13 protein-coding genes are annotated in these 16,447 nt (G+C 73.5%); 9 read left to right on the forward strand and 4 right to left on the reverse strand.

The genetic code is table 11. The features are described 5' to 3' along the window. The first annotated feature begins 10 nt into the window (after positions 1–10). Positions 11–748 carry an SseB family protein gene (locus ACVW07_RS20115; protein ID WP_456820963.1) on the forward strand — a complete coding sequence of 246 codons (738 nt, stop codon included), beginning with the start codon at positions 11–13 and terminating at the stop codon, positions 746–748. Positions 749–871: 123 nt separating this feature from the next. Here ACVW07_RS20115 and ACVW07_RS20120 read toward each other — a convergent pair whose 3' ends face one another. The 4 genes from ACVW07_RS20120 to ACVW07_RS20135 all read right to left on the reverse strand — a co-directional run bounded on the left by ACVW07_RS20120 (position 872) and on the right by ACVW07_RS20135 (position 3,386). Further along, positions 872–1,393, reverse strand: coding sequence for a hypothetical protein (locus ACVW07_RS20120; RefSeq protein ID WP_456820964.1), 522 nt, complete (start codon positions 1,391–1,393; stop codon positions 872–874). A 13-nt stretch (positions 1,394–1,406) separates the two neighbouring features. After that, positions 1,407–2,123, reverse strand: a complete 717-nt coding sequence (locus ACVW07_RS20125) for a S1C family serine protease (protein WP_456820965.1) — start codon at positions 2,121–2,123, stop codon at positions 1,407–1,409. Positions 2,124–2,152: 29 nt separating this feature from the next. Then, positions 2,153–2,914, reverse strand: coding sequence for a hypothetical protein (locus ACVW07_RS20130; protein ID WP_456820966.1), 762 nt, complete (start codon positions 2,912–2,914; stop codon positions 2,153–2,155). Positions 2,915–3,026: 112 nt separating this feature from the next. Continuing rightward, entirely contained in the window at positions 3,027–3,386 is a 360-nt protein-coding gene (locus ACVW07_RS20135) for a DUF1844 domain-containing protein (protein ID WP_456820967.1), read from the reverse strand. Between the two features lie 466 nt (positions 3,387–3,852). Here ACVW07_RS20135 and infC point away from each other — a divergent pair, with 466 nt between their 5' ends. The 8 genes from infC to ACVW07_RS20175 all read left to right on the forward strand — a co-directional run bounded on the left by infC (position 3,853) and on the right by ACVW07_RS20175 (position 16,401). Next, the gene (infC, locus tag ACVW07_RS20140) at positions 3,853–5,007 is read left to right on the forward strand and encodes a translation initiation factor IF-3 (protein WP_456820968.1); all 1,155 of its coding nucleotides are present in this window, start codon (positions 3,853–3,855) and stop codon (positions 5,005–5,007) included. A gap of 92 nt (positions 5,008–5,099) precedes the next feature. Further along, entirely contained in the window at positions 5,100–5,294 is a 195-nt protein-coding gene (gene rpmI / locus ACVW07_RS20145; protein WP_013883985.1) for a 50S ribosomal protein L35, read from the forward strand. A gap of 70 nt (positions 5,295–5,364) precedes the next feature. After that, on the forward strand, positions 5,365–5,748 hold the full coding sequence (rplT, locus tag ACVW07_RS20150) for a 50S ribosomal protein L20 (protein WP_456820969.1): 384 nt from the start codon (positions 5,365–5,367) through the stop codon (positions 5,746–5,748). Between the two features lie 40 nt (positions 5,749–5,788). Then, positions 5,789–6,625, forward strand: a complete 837-nt coding sequence (locus ACVW07_RS20155) for a TrmH family RNA methyltransferase (protein ID WP_456820970.1) — start codon at positions 5,789–5,791, stop codon at positions 6,623–6,625. Then, the gene (thpR, locus tag ACVW07_RS20160; RefSeq protein ID WP_456820971.1) at positions 6,622–7,266 is read left to right on the forward strand and encodes an RNA 2',3'-cyclic phosphodiesterase; all 645 of its coding nucleotides are present in this window, start codon (positions 6,622–6,624) and stop codon (positions 7,264–7,266) included. The genes ACVW07_RS20155 and thpR overlap by 4 nt, the downstream gene beginning before the upstream one ends. A gap of 317 nt (positions 7,267–7,583) precedes the next feature. Beyond that, positions 7,584–8,642, forward strand: coding sequence for a phenylalanine--tRNA ligase subunit alpha (pheS, locus tag ACVW07_RS20165; RefSeq protein ID WP_456820972.1), 1,059 nt, complete (start codon positions 7,584–7,586; stop codon positions 8,640–8,642). Next, positions 8,642–11,206: a phenylalanine--tRNA ligase subunit beta gene (gene pheT / locus ACVW07_RS20170; protein WP_456820973.1), complete on the forward strand. Its 2,565-nt coding sequence runs from the start codon at positions 8,642–8,644 to the stop codon at positions 11,204–11,206. The genes pheS and pheT overlap by 1 nt, the downstream gene beginning before the upstream one ends. Positions 11,207–11,421: 215 nt before the next feature. Next, positions 11,422–16,401, forward strand: a complete 4,980-nt coding sequence (locus tag ACVW07_RS20175) for an ExeM/NucH family extracellular endonuclease (protein ID WP_456821133.1) — start codon at positions 11,422–11,424, stop codon at positions 16,399–16,401. Positions 16,402–16,447 lie beyond the last annotated feature (46 nt).

Here is a 16,447-nt window from a genome sequence, read left to right on the forward strand (position 1 = left end):
CGGTCCCCTCGTGGCCGGTCGTGAGCTGCCCCCGTCGTCGCCGTTCGCCGGTGACGACGGCACGGCCGACCCTGTGGTCACGGCGGCGCTGGAGGCGTACGGCGCCGGCAGCGGTCCGCTCGCGGACGTCGTCGCCGCTCTCGCCGGGACGCGGGTGCTCGTCCCGGTGCTCGCCGAGCTCGAGACGGCCGACGTGGTGGTGCACGGCGGGCACGCGCACGTGGTGGACAAGGAGGCGTCCGCCGGGGTCGTGGCGCTGCGGACCCCTGACGGACGCACCGCGCTGCCGGTCTTCACCAGCGTCGCCACCGTGGCGGCGTGGCGGCCCGACGCCCGGCCGGTGCCGTCGGACGTCGCGCGCGCGGCCCTGTCCGTGGTCAGCGAGGGGTGGGACGTCGTCGTCGTGGACCCGGGCGGCCCGGTTACGGCGCTCGTCCCCAGGCCTGCCGTCTGGGCGCTCGCGCAGCAGCTGCCCTGGGTCCCCGCCGTCGCCGACGGACGTGTGGACCAGGACATCGACCGGGCCGTCCGCGAGGCGCTGTCCGCCGTCGCCGGGGTGGTCGGCGCCTCGACGGTTCCCGGCACGCGAGCCGAGGTGGCCGTCGTCCTCACTCTCGTCCCCGGCCTCGACCGGGCCGGGCTCGACGCGGTCCTGGCACAGGTGAACGCAGCCCTCGCGGCCGACGAGACGGTCGCGACGAGGGTGGACTCCCTCGACCTGCGGCTGCGCGCGGCAGGGCCTGCCTGACGCGGCTCTGGGCGTGCCGGCGACCGCCGCCGGCTCAGGACACGTGCACGGCCGAGCACGAGCAGGACCCGCGCGGTCGTCGTGCTGCTCCGTGAGCCCGGCCCTGTACCTCCTGCTCGGACGTCAGGCGGACCCCCAGCGCGACAGGGCGGTCGCGATCGTCCCGGTGGCCGACGCGATCGCGCCGGCGAGGGCCTTCACGGCGACGGCCATGGCGAACGCGCTGACGGCGGTGGCCGCGACCGCCTGGCCCCCGAGGATCACCCGGTTCACGTCGATCGACGGCTTCCAGTGCACTCCGGCGTCGTCCACGACGTACACGCCGACGGCCTTGACGTAGGCGCCGTACCCGCCCGCTCCGCCGTGACCCCCGCCGTAGCCCTGCTGCGTGGCCGAGGTGTCGGACGGGGGTGCGTCGTCGCTCTCCGCAGACCCGACGCGACCGCGCAGACGAGCGCCCAGACCGAGCGGGACGCCACCCTCTCCGTCGCCGAGACCGAGTCCGGTCGCCGCCCACAGACGGGCGACGGGGATGACGGTGACCCCGCCTCGCTCGTACGCGTCCCCGAACACGCGGCGGACGGTGACGGTGTCGTTCACGGCCCCCGTGAGCGTGGCGGGGTCGAAACGTGGGACGTCGGCCATAGGAACCTCCGGGTCAGCTGCAGGTGGGCGCAGGGGTGAACGCCGAGTCGTCGTCCAGCATGGCGCGCAGCGTGCTCACCGGCACGACGAAGCTCCGGTTGTGCTCGTCCTTCGCATAGACGACGCCGACCACCCGGCCGTCGGTGTCGAGGACCGCGGACCCGGAGCTGCCGAACTCCACCGCCGCGTCCGTGAGGAACACCTGGCCGAGGTTCTCGTTCAGGGGATCCGTGGTCGGTTCGAGCACGTGCCCGGTGGTCACCGTGAGGGCATGGCCGAGCGGGTAGCCGACCACCGTGACGTCGTCCCCCGCGACGGGGTCCGTCGTCGACAGCTCCGGCGCCGACGGCAACGCATCGGCGGTCCGGACGATCGCGAGGTCGGCGAGCCCGGCCGTGCTGGCGGCCGTCGCGGCGACGTCCCGGCCGTCGTACGTGCTGAGCTGCAGGGTGGAGGAGTCCGCGACCACGTGGCGGTTGGTGACGAGGGTGTGGTCGTCGATCGCGAAGCCCGAGCCCGTCGAGACGGAGCCGCAGCCGATGTTCCGGATGCGGACGGCCATCCGCTGCGCCGCGTCGAAGCCGTCGGGCGACAGGTTCCCGGACGAGGTCGGCGTCGGCACGGCCCTGTCCGTCGGCACGACGCTCGTCGGGACCGGTGGCGGGAGCTCCGGCAGCGCGCCGCACCCCGCCAGGCCGGCCAGCGTCCCGGCCAGTACGAGCACCAGCACCAGTGAACGGTGTGGGACCGGGGCCGACCTCACTGGGAGAGCTCACGCTGCAGGGCGGCGTTCGCGTCGGTCGCCGCGCCGCACACCGTGGTGACGTCCTTCTTGTACTGAGCGAGAGCCGCGGCGTCGTACCGGTCGGACTCCTCGAGGTAGCCGATGAGGCTCTGCTGGCCGGTGATGCACTGGGCCAGTGCGGTCGCGACGTCGCCCGCCGCCTGCGACACGCGGGCCTGGTAGTCCGCGAGCTGGAGCTGGGCCGCGTTGCTGTCGCCGAGCTGCGCCTTCTCGTCGGCGAGCTCGGTGATGCGCGCCTGTGCCGCCGTGAGCTGGGTCTGCGCGTCGGCGAGCTGCGCCTGGGAGTCGGCGAGCTGCGCCTGGGCCGTCGCGAGGTCGGCCCCGTGCGTCCGGGCGAGCGCCTCCCAGTCCGCGCTCGACCGCTGCCACGCGTGCGTCGTCACGACCATCCGGCCGACGAGCGCACCCCCGACGGCGAGCGCGACCACGAGGGCGGCCGCGAGCAGCAGGACCGCGCGCCGAGGCGGACGAGCGGCCCGATCCGGTGCGAGCGCCGTCGTGGTGGACGGCTCCGTCCCGTCGGACGGCGCGAGGGCCACGACTGCCGGGTGCGGCGGGTCCGAGGGCGTCCTGGCCGCAGCGGGTGTCGCGACGGGCTCGCGAGGCGGTCCGAGGGCGGTGATGGCTGCGGCCTGGGGGACGACGGGCGGAGCGACGGTGCTCGTGGGCTCGCTCCGCGGGTCGATCTGGTCCGGTTCGGGGTCGTCGGACGGCATCCGCCCAGGATAGGGACGCCCGCTGTGCATCTGGCGAGGGTCGCACGTCCCTTGTCCGGCGGTGGCTTCGTGGGCGCGACGTGGACGGCTGCCACCGCCGGCCGGTGAACTGTCAGACCACGGAACCCGTGAACTTCTCGCCCGGTCCCTCGCCCGGCGCGTCGGGGAACGGAGAGGCCTCACGGAACGCCAGCTGGAGCGACCGCAGCCCGTCGCGCAGCGAGCGCGCGTGCTGGTTGCCGATGTCGGGAGCCGCCGCCGTCACCAGGGCGGCCAGGGCGGTGATGAGCTTGCGCGCCTCGTCCAGGTCCAGGTACGCCGCGCCCGCGCCGCCAGGGCCGTCCTCGGCCAGTCCGCACTTCACGGCGGCTGCACTCATGAGATGGACCGCGGCGGTCGTGATGACCTCGACCGCGGCGACGTCCGCGATGTCGCGCGTCGCGGCGGCGGTGGGGTCGGAGGAGCTGCTCATGGCGTCGATCCTCTCACCGGGTGAGAGGGGCGACGGTGCATGCGGGCGTCCGGAGGGCACCTGCCGTGGCCGGGCAGCCGCGAGGCCGCTCCGCGTCGGTCGCTGACGGCGTGGTTGACGGCGTGGTTGACGGCGTGGCTGACGGCGTGGCTGACGGCGTGGTTGACGGCAGGGCTGACGGCGGGGCTGACGGCGCAACTGCCGGGCGTGGACTGCGTCCGCATTCTGGTAGTGTTGGCGGTCGACTGACCTGGGTCGTCTGTCCGGACGCCCGCAGATCTCTGCGGACTTCCGGAACCGGCGGCTCAGGCGCACAAGTGGAGCTCCTCCCACCTGGGTCTCGACCGCTCGGTTCACGCCGACAACAGGGACCGGGTCACAGTCCGCGCCGGACGGCCTCGCCTCCCGGTGGCGTGAGCACGGCCGTGTGCCGGACTCCGTCGTGCGGACGTCGAGGCCTCCTCCTGTGCTCAGGACGGGGGCCTTCCTCGTTCCTGGCGGTCGGTCACGACGAACCCGAGGAGCAACAATCAGCGAGCCCCGCATCAACGATCGGATCCGCGTCGCCGAGGTCCGCCTGGTCGGCCCGAACGGCGAGCAGGTCGGCATCGTCCGCGTGGAAGACGCACTGCGCCTGGCCCAGGACGCCGATCTCGACCTGGTCGAGGTCGCCCCGGAAGCCCGTCCGCCGGTCTGCAAGATCATGGACTACGGCAAGTTCAAGTACGAAGCGGACATGAAGGCCCGTGAGGCCCGGCGGAACCAGACCAACACGGTTCTCAAGGAGATCCGGTTCCGGCTGAAGATCGACCCGCACGACTACGGCACCAAGAAGGGCCATGTCACGCGGTTCCTCGCCGCCGGCGACAAGGTCAAGGTCATGATCATGTTCCGCGGTCGCGAGCAGTCGCGCCCGGAGATGGGCATCCGCCTGCTGCAGCGTCTCGCAGACGACGTCGCCGACCTCGGCTTCGTCGAGAGCGCGCCGAAGCAGGACGGTCGCAACATGATCATGGTGCTCGGGCCGGTCAAGAAGAAGGCCGACCAGAAGCAGGAGCAGCGTCGTCAGGCTCAGGCCGACGCAGCGCGCGCGGCGAACGCTGCCGCTGCCGCGTCCGCGTCGGCTCCTGTCCCGGCCGCGGCGTCCGCCGCCCCTGCTGCGCCCGTCGCGAGCGAGCCCGTCGCGGTGCCGGTCGAGGACGCAGCCGTGGAACCGGCCGCCGTCGACGCGCCTGCTGCCGAGGCGCCGGTCGCTGAGACGGCTGCTGCGGAGACGCCTGCTGCGGAGACGCCTGCTGCCGCGCCCGTCGCCGAGACACCCGTCGCCGAGCCGGTGGCAGCGCCCGAGCCTGCCGCCGTCGCGCCGGCCCGGGCCGCAGCGCCGCGCACGCCGGCACCACGTCCGGCTGCAGCCCGACCTGCGACGCCGCGTCCGAGCACCGCCCGCCCGGCGGCGTCCGCGTCACCGGCAGCCGGTCCGGCATCCCCGACGCCGCGGCCGGCGGCTCCTCGGGCTACGCCGGCGGCTCCTCGGGCCACGCCGGCGGCTCCGAAGCCTGTCCCGCGACCGGGTCCGGCCGCCGGGCGTCCCACCTCGTCGACCTCCGACGACAAGAGCTGACCCGCCCCACGAACGGCCCGGCCGCCAGCCGGACCGCACGACACGAGTCGCACGAACCCGTGCGATGAGAACGACAAGGAGACACGGCAGCCATGCCGAAGAACAAGACGCACTCCGGTGCCAAGAAGCGCTTCCGGGTGACCGGCACCGGGAAGGTCATGCGTGAGCAGGCCAACGGCCGCCACCTTCTCGAGCACAAGTCGAGCCGCCGTACGCGCCGGATCGCCGGCGACGTCGTCGTCTCCGCCGCAGACACCCCGAAGATCAAGAAGCTGCTCGGCAAGTGACGCTGTCGGGGCGCCCCTCGCGCCCCGGTCGGTGTCGCTCTGCGAGCCCTAGACCAGCAAGGAGCATCACGTGGCACGCGTGAAGCGGGCGGTCAACGCCCAGAAGAAGCGTCGTACGACCCTGGAGCGCGCGAGCGGTTACCGCGGGCAGCGCTCGCGTCTGTACCGGAAGGCGAAGGAGCAGGTCACCCACTCCCTCGTCTACGCGTACCGCGACCGCAAGGCGCGCAAGGGCGACTTCCGCAAGCTGTGGATCCAGCGGATCAACGCGGCCTCCCGGGAGCAGGGCCTGACGTACAACCGTCTCATCCAGGGCCTCAAGCTCGCGGGCGTCGAGGTGGACCGTCGTGTCCTCGCCGACCTTGCCGTGAACGACGCCCAGGCGTTCGCGACGCTGGTCGAGGTCGCCAAGAAGGCGCTGCCGGCGGACGTCAACGCGCCCTCGGCTGCGTGACGCTCCTGCCCGGAGCCGCACTGTCCCGGACGCCCGGCCGATGCCTGAGCTGACCAACCCCCGTGCTGAGCGGGTGCGGTCGGTGAGGGCGTTGGCTGGGCGTTCGGCGCGTCTGCGTGCCGGTCGCTTCGTCGTGGAGGGTCCGCAAGCGGTCCGTGAGGCGGTCGCCGCGGCCGGTGCCCGGGTGCACGACGTGTACGTCACCGAGGCGGCCGCCCGCCGGTATCCGGAGATCGTGCGCGACGCGCAGGACCGCGGGATCCGGCTGAGCACGGGCTCGGCCGAGGTGCTCGACGCCATGAGCCCCGACGCGCAGCAGGTGGTGGCGGTGGCCGACCTGCTCGAGTTCTCGCTCGCGGACGTCCTGGACGCCTCTCCCCAGCTGCTCGCCGTGCTCGCGCACGTGCGCGACCCCGGCAATGCCGGGACCGTCGTCCGGGCGTCCGACGCGGCTGGTGCCGACGCCGCTCTGCTCACGGGCGAGAGCGTCGATGTGCACAACCCCAAGGTGGTGCGCTCGACCGCCGGCTCGCTGTTCCATCTGCCCGTGCTGACAGGTCTTGCCCTGGCGGAGACCGTCGCCGGGCTGCGCGCCGCGGGGCTGACCGTCCTGGCGGCCGACGGGGCGGGTGAGCACGACCTCGACGACCTGCTCGATCTCGCCGGCCACGCGCCCGACGGTGTGCCGGACCTCGCGGCCCCGACAGCCTGGTTGTTCGGCAACGAGGCGTGGGGGCTGCGCGACGAGGAGCGCGCGCTGGCCGACGCCGTGGTGCGGGTGCCCATCCGTGGGCGGGCGGAGTCGCTGAACCTCGCGACCGCGGCAACCGTGTGCCTGTACGCGAGCTCCCGGGCCCAGCGGCGGCGGCCGGCATGAGGCTGTTCGCCGCGGTGTGGCCGCCGGACGACGTGCTCGACCACCTCGACCTTGCGCTGGCATCGGTGCGGGGCGGTCCTGCGGGCTCGTCCTCGGCGATCCGGTGGTCGGCGCGCGAGACATGGCACCTCACGGCCGCGTTCTACGGCGACGTGCCGGACGGCGCCGTGCCCGGGCTCACGGCAGACCTCGCGGCCGTGGCGCAGGAGACGACGCCGTTCTCGCTGGCCCTGCGGGGTGCCGGCGTGTTCTCCCACCGGACGATGTGGGTGGGGGTCGCCGGTGACCTCCAGGCGCAGCGGGCGCTCACTGCCCACTGCGTCGACGCCGGCGCGGCCGCCGGGGCGCGCGAGGATCTGCGCCCGCGGGACCGGGCCCACCTGACCGTCGGACGGATCCGGCCCGGGAGCCGCCCGCCGCGGCGCAGGCCGTCGCGGCCCGGTCGGCCCGAGGTGCCCGGTCGACCTGGCGCATCGGTCACCGACGAGGACGTCGCCGCCGGCGTGGCTCGCGCTCTCGCGGTGTACGAGGGTCCGTCGTGGCTCGTGCAGGACGTGGTGCTCGTCGAGTCGCGTCCGGGCGCCGGCCGCGGTGGTGGCCCGCTGTACACCACCGTCGAGCGGTTCCCGCTCGGCCGCTGAGCGGGCGGGGGCCGGGCGGGCGACGCTCGGCCCGCTCACCACCGACGACAGCAAGGCGTTGGTCGGCCCAGGGGCTCGCGTGGCAGGATGGCGGGCATGACGCCGTGCCCCCGTCGATTTCCGCGGCCCGTTTCCGGGCCGCGCTGACGCGCACGTGAGCAGGTCCGCCGGTGCAGGCGGACGGCGCACGGACAGACACAGGCTCCGGGACGGGCGCCACTAGACTTCCCTGCTGGCCGTGCGCCTCGCGCCCGGCCACGGCCCGTCGCCGCGCGCTGGCGTGGCAGGGCCGCCCGCAACCTCCTTGGAAGGTCCGGATGTCCGACGACACCCCCTTGTCCCCGCTCGACGAGCCCGGCATCGCTGCCGCCGTGGAGGTCGCGCTCAAGGCGTTCGACGCCGCGACGGACCTCGACGCGCTGAAGCAGGCGCGTCTCGCGCACCTCGGGGAGCACAGCCCGGTCGCGCTCGCGAACCGTGCCATCGGCGGCCTGGCCGCGGCCGACAAGGGCACCGCCGGGCGGCTGCTCGGTGCTGCCCGTGGTCGGCTGACCGGCGCGCTCGCCCAACGGCAGGCCGTGCTCGAGGCGGAGCGCGACGCCCGTGTCCTGGTCGAGGAGACGGTCGACGTCACGCTCCCGACGGACCGCCGGCCGCAGGGCGCCAGGCACCCCCTCGAGACCCTGCAGGAGCGCATCGCCGACATGTTCGTCGCGATGGGCTGGGAGATCGCCGAAGGCCCCGAGCTCGAGGCCGAGTGGTTCAACTTCGACGCCCTGAACTTCGGCGTGGACCACCCCGCCCGGCAGATGCAGGACACCTTCTTCGTCGACGGGGGAGCCGGGGCCGAGTCGGGCCTCGTGCTGCGGACCCACACGTCGCCCGTGCAGGCGCGCACGCTGCTGGAGCGTGAGCTGCCCGTCTACATCGCGTGCCCGGGCAAGGTGTTCCGCACGGATGCGCTCGACGCGACGCACACGCCGGTGTTCCACCAGGTCGAGGGCCTTGCGATCGACAAGGGCCTGACGATGGCGCACCTCAAGGGCACCCTGGACCACTTCGCGCGGACGATCTTCGGTCCGGACGCCCGGACACGGCTGCGGCCCTCGTTCTTCCCGTTCACGGAGCCGAGCGCCGAGATGGACCTGTGGTTCCCGCAGAAGAAGGGCGGACCCGGCTGGATCGAGTGGGGTGGCTGCGGCATGGTCAACCCGCACGTGCTGCGCGCCTGTGGCGTCGACCCCGACGTCTACTCGGGCTTCGCCTTCGGCATGGGCGTCGAGCGCACGCTCATGCTCCGCCACGGGATCGCGGACATGCACGACATGGTGGAGGGCGACGTGCGCTTCTCCATCCAGTTCGGGACGGAGATCTGATGCCCCGCGTTCCCCTGACGTGGCTCGGCGACCACGTCGACCTGCCGGAGGGCCTCACGGCCGAGCAGCTGGCGGCGGACCTCGTCCGTGTCGGGCTCGAGGAGGAGGCCATCCACGCCGCTGCGGTCACCGGGCCGCTCGTGGTCGGTGAGGTCGTCGAGCTGACCGCAGAGCCGCAGAAGAACGGCAAGACGATCAACTGGTGCCGGGTGGACGTGCGTCCGGCCCACAACGAGCCGGACGGCTCGCCCCGCGGGATCGTCTGCGGCGCGCACAACTTCGTCGTCGGCGACCGCGTGGTCGTCGCGCTGCCCGGTGCCGTGCTGCCCGGGCCGTTCGCGATCGCGTCCCGCAAGACGTACGGGCACGTGTCCGACGGCATGATCTGCTCCGCCCGCGAGCTCGGGCTCGGGGACGACCACGCCGGGATCATCGTCCTGTCCGCGCTGGGGATCGACGCCGAGATCGGCACGGACGCCCGCGAGCTTCTCGGCCTCGGCGACGAGGTGCTCGAGATCAACGTGACCCCCGACCGCGGGTACTGCTTCTCGATGCGCGGCGTCGCCCGCGAGTACGCGCACTCGACGGGCGCACGGTTCACCGACCACGGTCTGGCGTCGCAGGCCCAGCGTGCGCCTGCGACCGGCGGGTTCCCCGTCGAGATCGACGACGCTGCGCCGATCGACGGCGTGCCCGGCGCGGACCGGTTCGTCGCGCAGGTCGTCCGCGGGGTCCGGGCGAACGACCCGTCCCCGCAGTGGATGCAGCGCAGGCTGACCCAGGCCGGCATGCGGCCGATCGGCCTCGCGGTCGACGTCACGAACTACGTGATGCTCGACCTCGGGCAGCCGCTGCACGCCTACGACCTCGCGAAGGTGGCCGCACCGGTCGTGGTCCGGCGAGCAGTCCCGGGGGAGCGGATGCGCACGCTCGACGACGTCGACCGTGCCCTCGACCCGGAGGACCTGCTCATCACCGACAGCCCGTCGGGCGTCCGCGCGTCGCGGGTCATCGGGCTCGCGGGCGTCATGGGCGGCGGCGACAGCGAGGTGGGGGCGGGCACGTCGGACCTGCTGATCGAGGCCGCGCACTTCGACCCGATCACGGTCGCCCGGACGGCACGTCGGCACAAGCTGTCGAGCGAGGCCGCCAGGCGCTTCGAGCGCGGGGTCGACCCGCAGCTGCCTCGGGTGGCGGTGGCCAGGACGGTCGCTCTCCTCGTCGAGCACGGCGGTGGCGTCGCGGACGACGAGCTGACGGACGTGGACCGCACGGCAGCACCGGCACCGATCACCTTGGACGTCACGCTGCCGGCCCGCCTGGTCGGTGTGCCCTACACGGCCGAGGAGGTCGTGGCGACGCTCACGCAGATCGGCTGCGACGTCGGCGACGTCGTCGACGGCACCGTCGCCGTGCAGCCCCCGACGTGGCGGCCGGACCTCGTGGCCGGCGTCGACCTCGTCGAGGAGGTCGCGCGCCTGCGCGGGTACGACGCGATCCCCAGCATCGTCCCGGACGCGCCGATCGGTCGGGGTCTGACGGACGGCCAGCGGACCCGGCGCTCGGTCGCCCGCGCGCTGGCCGAGGCGGGGCTCGTCGAGGTGCTGAGCTACCCGTTCGTCTCGACCGAGCAGCTCGACGCTCTGGGGCTGCCCGAGGACGACGCGCGTCGCAGGGCCGTGCGGCTCGTCAACCCGATGTCCGACGCGCAGCCGTACCTGCGGACCAACCTGCTCGTCACGCTGCTCGACACCGCGCGGCGGAACGTCTCGCGAGGTGTCGTGGACATCGCGCTGTTCGAGATCGGGCTGGTCACCCGGCCGCTCGCCGACGCGCCGGTCGCACCCCGGCTCCCGGGCGGGGCCCGGCCCTCGGACGACGACCTCGCGGCGATCCGGGCGGCCGTCCCGCCGCAGCCGCGCCGGATCGCCGGAGTACTGGCCGGGAACGTCTTCCCGGCCGGGTGGTGGGGGCCCGGACGCAAGGCCGACCACACCGATGCGATCGCGGCCGCACAGAAGGTCGCGCAGATCGTCGGTGTGCCGCTGGTCGTGTCGGCGGACCCCGGCCACGCGCCGTGGCACCCCGGACGGTGCGCGCGCCTGACGACGGCAGACGGGACACTCGTCGGGCACGCCGGTGAGCTGCACCCGACGGTGGTCGCCGCGCACCACCTGCCTGCGCGGGCGGTGGCGTTCGAGCTCGACCTCGACGTGCTCCTGGCACACGCACCGCACGACCCCGTCCAGGCGCACCCCGTGTCGCCCTTCCCGGTGGCCAAGGAGGACATCGCGCTCGTCGTGCCCGCCGAGGTGCCGGCGGCGGACGTGCTCGCTGCCGTCCGGGTCGGTGCCGCGTCGAGCCCGACCGGCGACGTCGTCGAGGACGTCCGGTTGTTCGACGTGTACGTCGGGGACCAGGTGCCCGCCGGGACGAGGTCGCTCGCGTTCGCGCTGCGGCTGCGCGCGGCCGACCGGACGCTCACCGCGCAGGAGCAGGCGTCGGTGCGGGACGCCGTCGTGGCCGAGACGCACGAGCGGTTCGGAGCGACGCTGCGCGCCTGACCTGCGGCCTGAGCCGCGCTGACCTGCGGGCCCACCGTCACGACCCCGCGAGCCGGACCGGCCGCGGGGTCGTGACGTGCCGGGCGGCTACGAGTCGTGGGACGAGTTCACCAAATGGTTACCGATGAGTAGTTGCGACACATCGGACAACCCGTGAGAGTGAACGATGGCCACCCGTGAGGGTGGTCGAGCGCTTCCCGACGAAGGAGCACCACGTGCACGCAGGGGTCAGGTCGACGACCGGGGGCATCGCGGCCCTCGCGCTCGCGGTGGCAGGAGTGGTCGTCGGCGCGGGGGGCGCGCACGCCTCGACGGGCACGACGCCCCGGGTCCTCGTCAACGAGGTGTACGGCGGCGGGGGGAACTCCGGCGGCCAGTTCAACCGGGACTTCATCGAGCTCGTGAACACCCAGACCACCGCTGTCGACGTGACGGGCTGGGCCGTGCAGTACGGGGCGGCGGGCAACACGACGTTCGGGGCGAAGACCGTGCTGTCCGGCACGATCGCCGCCGGTGGGTCGCTGCTCGTCGGGGAGGCACCGGGGGCGGACACCAGCCAGCCGGCCATCACGCCGGACATCGACGGCACCATCGCGATCTCCGGGAGCGCCGGCAAGGTGGCGCTGACGACCACCTCGGACACGCTGGTCTGCGCGGTTGCGGCGTCGTGCGCGGGTGATGCCGCCGTCGTCGACCTCGTCGGGTGGGGCAGCAGCACGGTGGTGTTCGCCGGTGCCGCCCCCGCGTCCGGCACCTCCAGCTCGACGTCCGTCTCCCGCGACGCTGCTCACACGAACACCGCGAACAACGCGGCCGACTTCACGACGGGGACTCCGACCCCGCAGGGCGCCGGTGGCGGCAGCGGCCCGGGTACGCCGACCGTGCGCACGATCGCCGAGATCCAGGGCACGGGTGCCGTCTCGCCGCTGGTGGGCGAGACGGTGATCACGGCGGGCGTCGTCACGGCGGCGTATCCGACGGGCGGCCTCAACGGCTACGTGATCCAGACGCCCGGCACCGGCGGGGCGTCCGACGCGACGCCCGGTGCGTCCGACGCGGTGTTCGTGTTCTCGGCCTCGACCGTCGGCGCGGTCCGGATCGGCGACCACGTCCAGGTGACGGGCGTCGTCAGCGAGTTCAACGGGCTCACCGAGCTGACGGTCGCGGCCGACGGCCTCGAGCAGCTGCGCGACCCCGCTCCCGCGGTGACCCCCGTCGCGAGCGCGTGGCCGACGACAGACGCCGACCGCGAGTCGCTGGAGTCGATGCTCTTCACGCCGACCGGGTCGTTCACCGTGTCGAACACGTTCAGCACCAACCAGTACGGGGAGGTCGGGCTCGCCTCCGGCACCACGCCGCTGCTCCAGCCGACCGAGGTCGGGGCGCCCGGGTCCGCCGAGGCGGCCGCCGCCGCGGCCGACGACGCCGCGCGTGGCGTGGTGCTCGACGACGGCGCCTCGACGAACTTCCTGTCCGCCGTGAACCAGAGCCAGACGCCGCCGTACGTCTCGTTGGCGAGCCCCGTGCGGGTCGGTGAGGCCGTGACGTTCGCCGCACCGCTGGTGGTGGACTACCGGAACAACGCCTGGAAGCTCAACCCGACGTCGCAGGTGGTCGCCGGCCTGCCCGCGCCGGTGTCCTTCACGAGCGACCGGACGGCCGCGCCGGACGCGGCCGCGATCGGTGGCGACCTGCGGATCGCGTCGTTCAACGTCCTCAACTACTTCACGACGCTCGGCGCCGGGACCGCCGGGTGCACGTCGTTCAACGACCGCACCGGCGACCCGGTGACGGTCAACAGCGGCTGCGAGCCGCGCGGCGCATGGGACCCGGCGGACCTCGCCCGGCAGCAGGCCAAGATCGTCAAGGCCATCAACGGCCTGGACGCCGACGTGGTGGGGCTGCTGGAGATCGAGAACTCCCTGGTCGTCGACGGCGTCGCCGACGAGGCCCTCGGCACCCTGGTCGACGCGCTCAACGCGGACGCGGGCTCGACCGTGTGGGCGTACGTCCCGTCGTCGAGCGAGCTGCCGCCTGCCGCGCAGATGGACGTCATCACGAACGCGATCATCTACCGGACCGCGGCCGTCACCCGGACCGGCCCGTCACACGCGCTCGGCACGCTGAGCGCCGACGACCAGGCGTTCGGGAACGCGCGCGAGCCCGTCGCCCAGGCGTTCACGCCGGCCGGCGGGGGAGAGCCGTTCCTCGTCGTCGTCAACCACTTCAAGTCGAAGGGGTCGGCGGGCCCGTGGCCGGGCGACGCCGACACCGGGGACGGCCAGGGTGCCTCGAACGAGTCCCGGGTCCGGCAGGCGACCGCGCTGCGCGACTGGGTGCCGACGATCCAGGGCGACGCCGACGCGGTCGCGCTCGTCGGTGACTTCAACTCCTACACGCAGGAGGACCCGCTGCGGCTCCTGTACGACGCCGGGTACACCGACGCCGGGTCGCACTTCGCACCCGGGCAGTACTCGTACTCGTTCAGCGGCCTGTCGGGGTCGCTGGACCACGTGCTGCTCAACGGCCCGGCGCTCGCCCGGGCCACGGGCGCGGACATCTGGGAGATCAACGCCGAGGAGTCCATCGCGCTCGAGTACAGCCGGTACAACTACCACGGCACGTTGTTCTACGCGGCGGACCCGTACCGGTCCTCCGACCACGACCCGGTGGTGGTCGGCCTGGTCACCGGCGCGGCCGTGCCGGTGAACCTCACGCTGCTCGACATCAACGACTTCCACGGGCGCATCGACGCGAACACCGTGAAGTTCGCGGGCACCGTCGAGAAGGAGAAGGCCGCAGCGGTCGCCGCCGGCGGCCCCGTCGCCTTCGTCTCCGCGGGCGACAACGTGAGCGCGTCGCTGTTCGCGTCCGCGGTCCAGCAGGACCAGCCGACGATCGACGTGCTCAACGCGATCGAGCTCAACGCGTCGGCGGTCGGCAACCACGAGTTCGACAAGGGCTTCGCCGATCTCAGGGACCGCATCATCGCGGGCGGGGCGAACGCCACGTGGGACTACCTCGGGGCGAACGTGTACCTCGCGGGCACCACGACGCCGGCGCTGCCCGAGTACGCGCTGCTCGACATGGACGGCGTGACCGTCGGCATCATCGGCGCGGTCACCGAGGAGACGCCGTCGCTCGTCAGCCCGGGTGGCATCACCGAGCTGTCGTTCGGCGACCCGGTCGAGGCCGTCAACCGCGTCGCGGGCGAGCTGACCGACGGGGACCCGTCGAACGGCGAGGCCGACGTGCTCGTCGCGACGTACCACGAGGGTGCCGGGGCGGGGACGCCGGACGGCGCGACGCTGGAGCAGGAGCTCGCCGCCGGCGGCGCCTTCGAGGAGATCGTCAACGACACCGCCCCGTCGGTGGACGCCATCTTCACCGGCCACACGCACAAGGTGTACGCGTGGGACGCGCCCGTCCCGGGCGAGGCCGGCAAGACGCGTCCGGTCCTGCAGACCGGCAGCTACGGCGAGAACATCGGCAAGATCGTGCTCACGTACGACCCGAGCACCGACGAGGTGCTCGCGCACACGCAGTCCAACATCCCGCGGCTCGTCGCACCGGCCGGCACGAGCGAGGCGGCGTTCGCCGCGCAGCTCGCCGCCACCTACCCACGGGTCGCCGAGGTGAAGTCGATCGTCGACGCCGCGCTCGCCTACGCGAGCACGGTCGGCTCCGTACCCGTCGGCTCGGTCACCGACGACATCACGACGGCGTTCTCGGGCGGCACCTACACCGCGGACGGCTACACGGGCCCGGGCCCGGACGTGACGTCCGGGCGCGACGACCGGGCGAGCGAGTCGACGCTCGGCGACCTCGTGGCCAACGCGCTGCGGGACACCCTGGCACCGGACAACCTCGGCGGCGCCCAGATCGGCGTCGTCAACCCGGGCGGCCTGAGGGCGGAGCTGCTGTACGCGCCCGACGGGGTCGTCACCACCGCCGAGGCGAACTCCGTGCTCCCGTTCGTCAACAACCTCTGGACCACCACCCTCACGGGCGCCCAGGTGAAGACGATGCTGGAGCAGCAGTGGCAGACGAACGCGGACGGCACGATCCCGTCGCGGCCGTACCTGCAGCTGGGCCTGTCGGACAACGTCACGTACACCTACGACGCCGCGGCGCCGATGGGGTCGCACATCACGTCGGTCACGGTGGACGGGGTCCCGCTCGACCCGGCGGCGGACTACCGCATCGGGACGTTCTCGTTCCTCGTGACGGGTGGCGACAACTTCCGCGTCTTCACGCAGGGCACGGACGCCCGGGACTCGGGGCTCGTCGACCGTGACGGCTGGATCGCCTACCTGCAGGCCCACCCGGGCCTCGCGCCCGACTTCGCCCGGCAGGCCGTGGGCGTCCCCGCCCTGCCCGGCTCGGTCACCGCAGGCGACAAGCTCGCGTTCCGGGTGTCGAAGCTCGACCTCACGAGCCTGGGGTCGCCGCGGAACACCGCGCTCGACGTGCAGCTCGACGGCACGTCGATCGGGACGGCGACGGTGACCGACGGGAACGCGGACGTGTCCGTCACCGTCCCGGCGGGCACGGATGCCGGGGCCCACGCCCTGACGCTCGTCGCCAGCCCCAGCGGGACGACCGTCACGCTGCCGCTCACCGTCGAGGCCGGCATCCCGTCGTCCTCCACGGCGCTCACGGCATCGCCGGGCGGCCAGGTGTTCGGCTCGTCGTCGCGGGTGACGCTCACGGCGACGGTGACGGCCGACGCGCCGGTCTCCGGCCCGGTGGTGTTCATGGTGGGTGACGACGAGCTCGGGACGGCCACGCTGCGGAACGGGACGGCGACCCTCCGGCTGCCGTCCTCGACCCCGGCGGGCACCTACGAGGTGGTCGCGCGCTTCGCGGGGGACGAGACGGTGGCGGGCTCCGAGTCCGCCCCGGTCACCGTCGTGGTACACAAGGTGACCACGACGACCGGCCTGACGGTGACGCGCAGCTTCCTGGTCCTGCCGTCGCTGGCGATCGCCACTGTCACCACCGACAACGGGAGGCTCCCCGCCGGGAAGGTGGAGATCCGTGAGGGCGGCACGGTCGTCAGGACGCTGGACGTCGTGCTCGGCGTCGCGCTCGGCACCCTGCCGTCCGGGCGGCACACCTACACGGCGACGTTCGTCCCGAACGATCCTGCGAACGTCTCGCCGAGCACGAGCGCACCGGCAAGCAGCCGCTGACCACCACGAGGCGGGCCCGCGTCCGCACCTGGACGCGGGCCCGCCT

This window comes from Cellulomonas sp. URHB0016, from assembly GCF_054057935.1.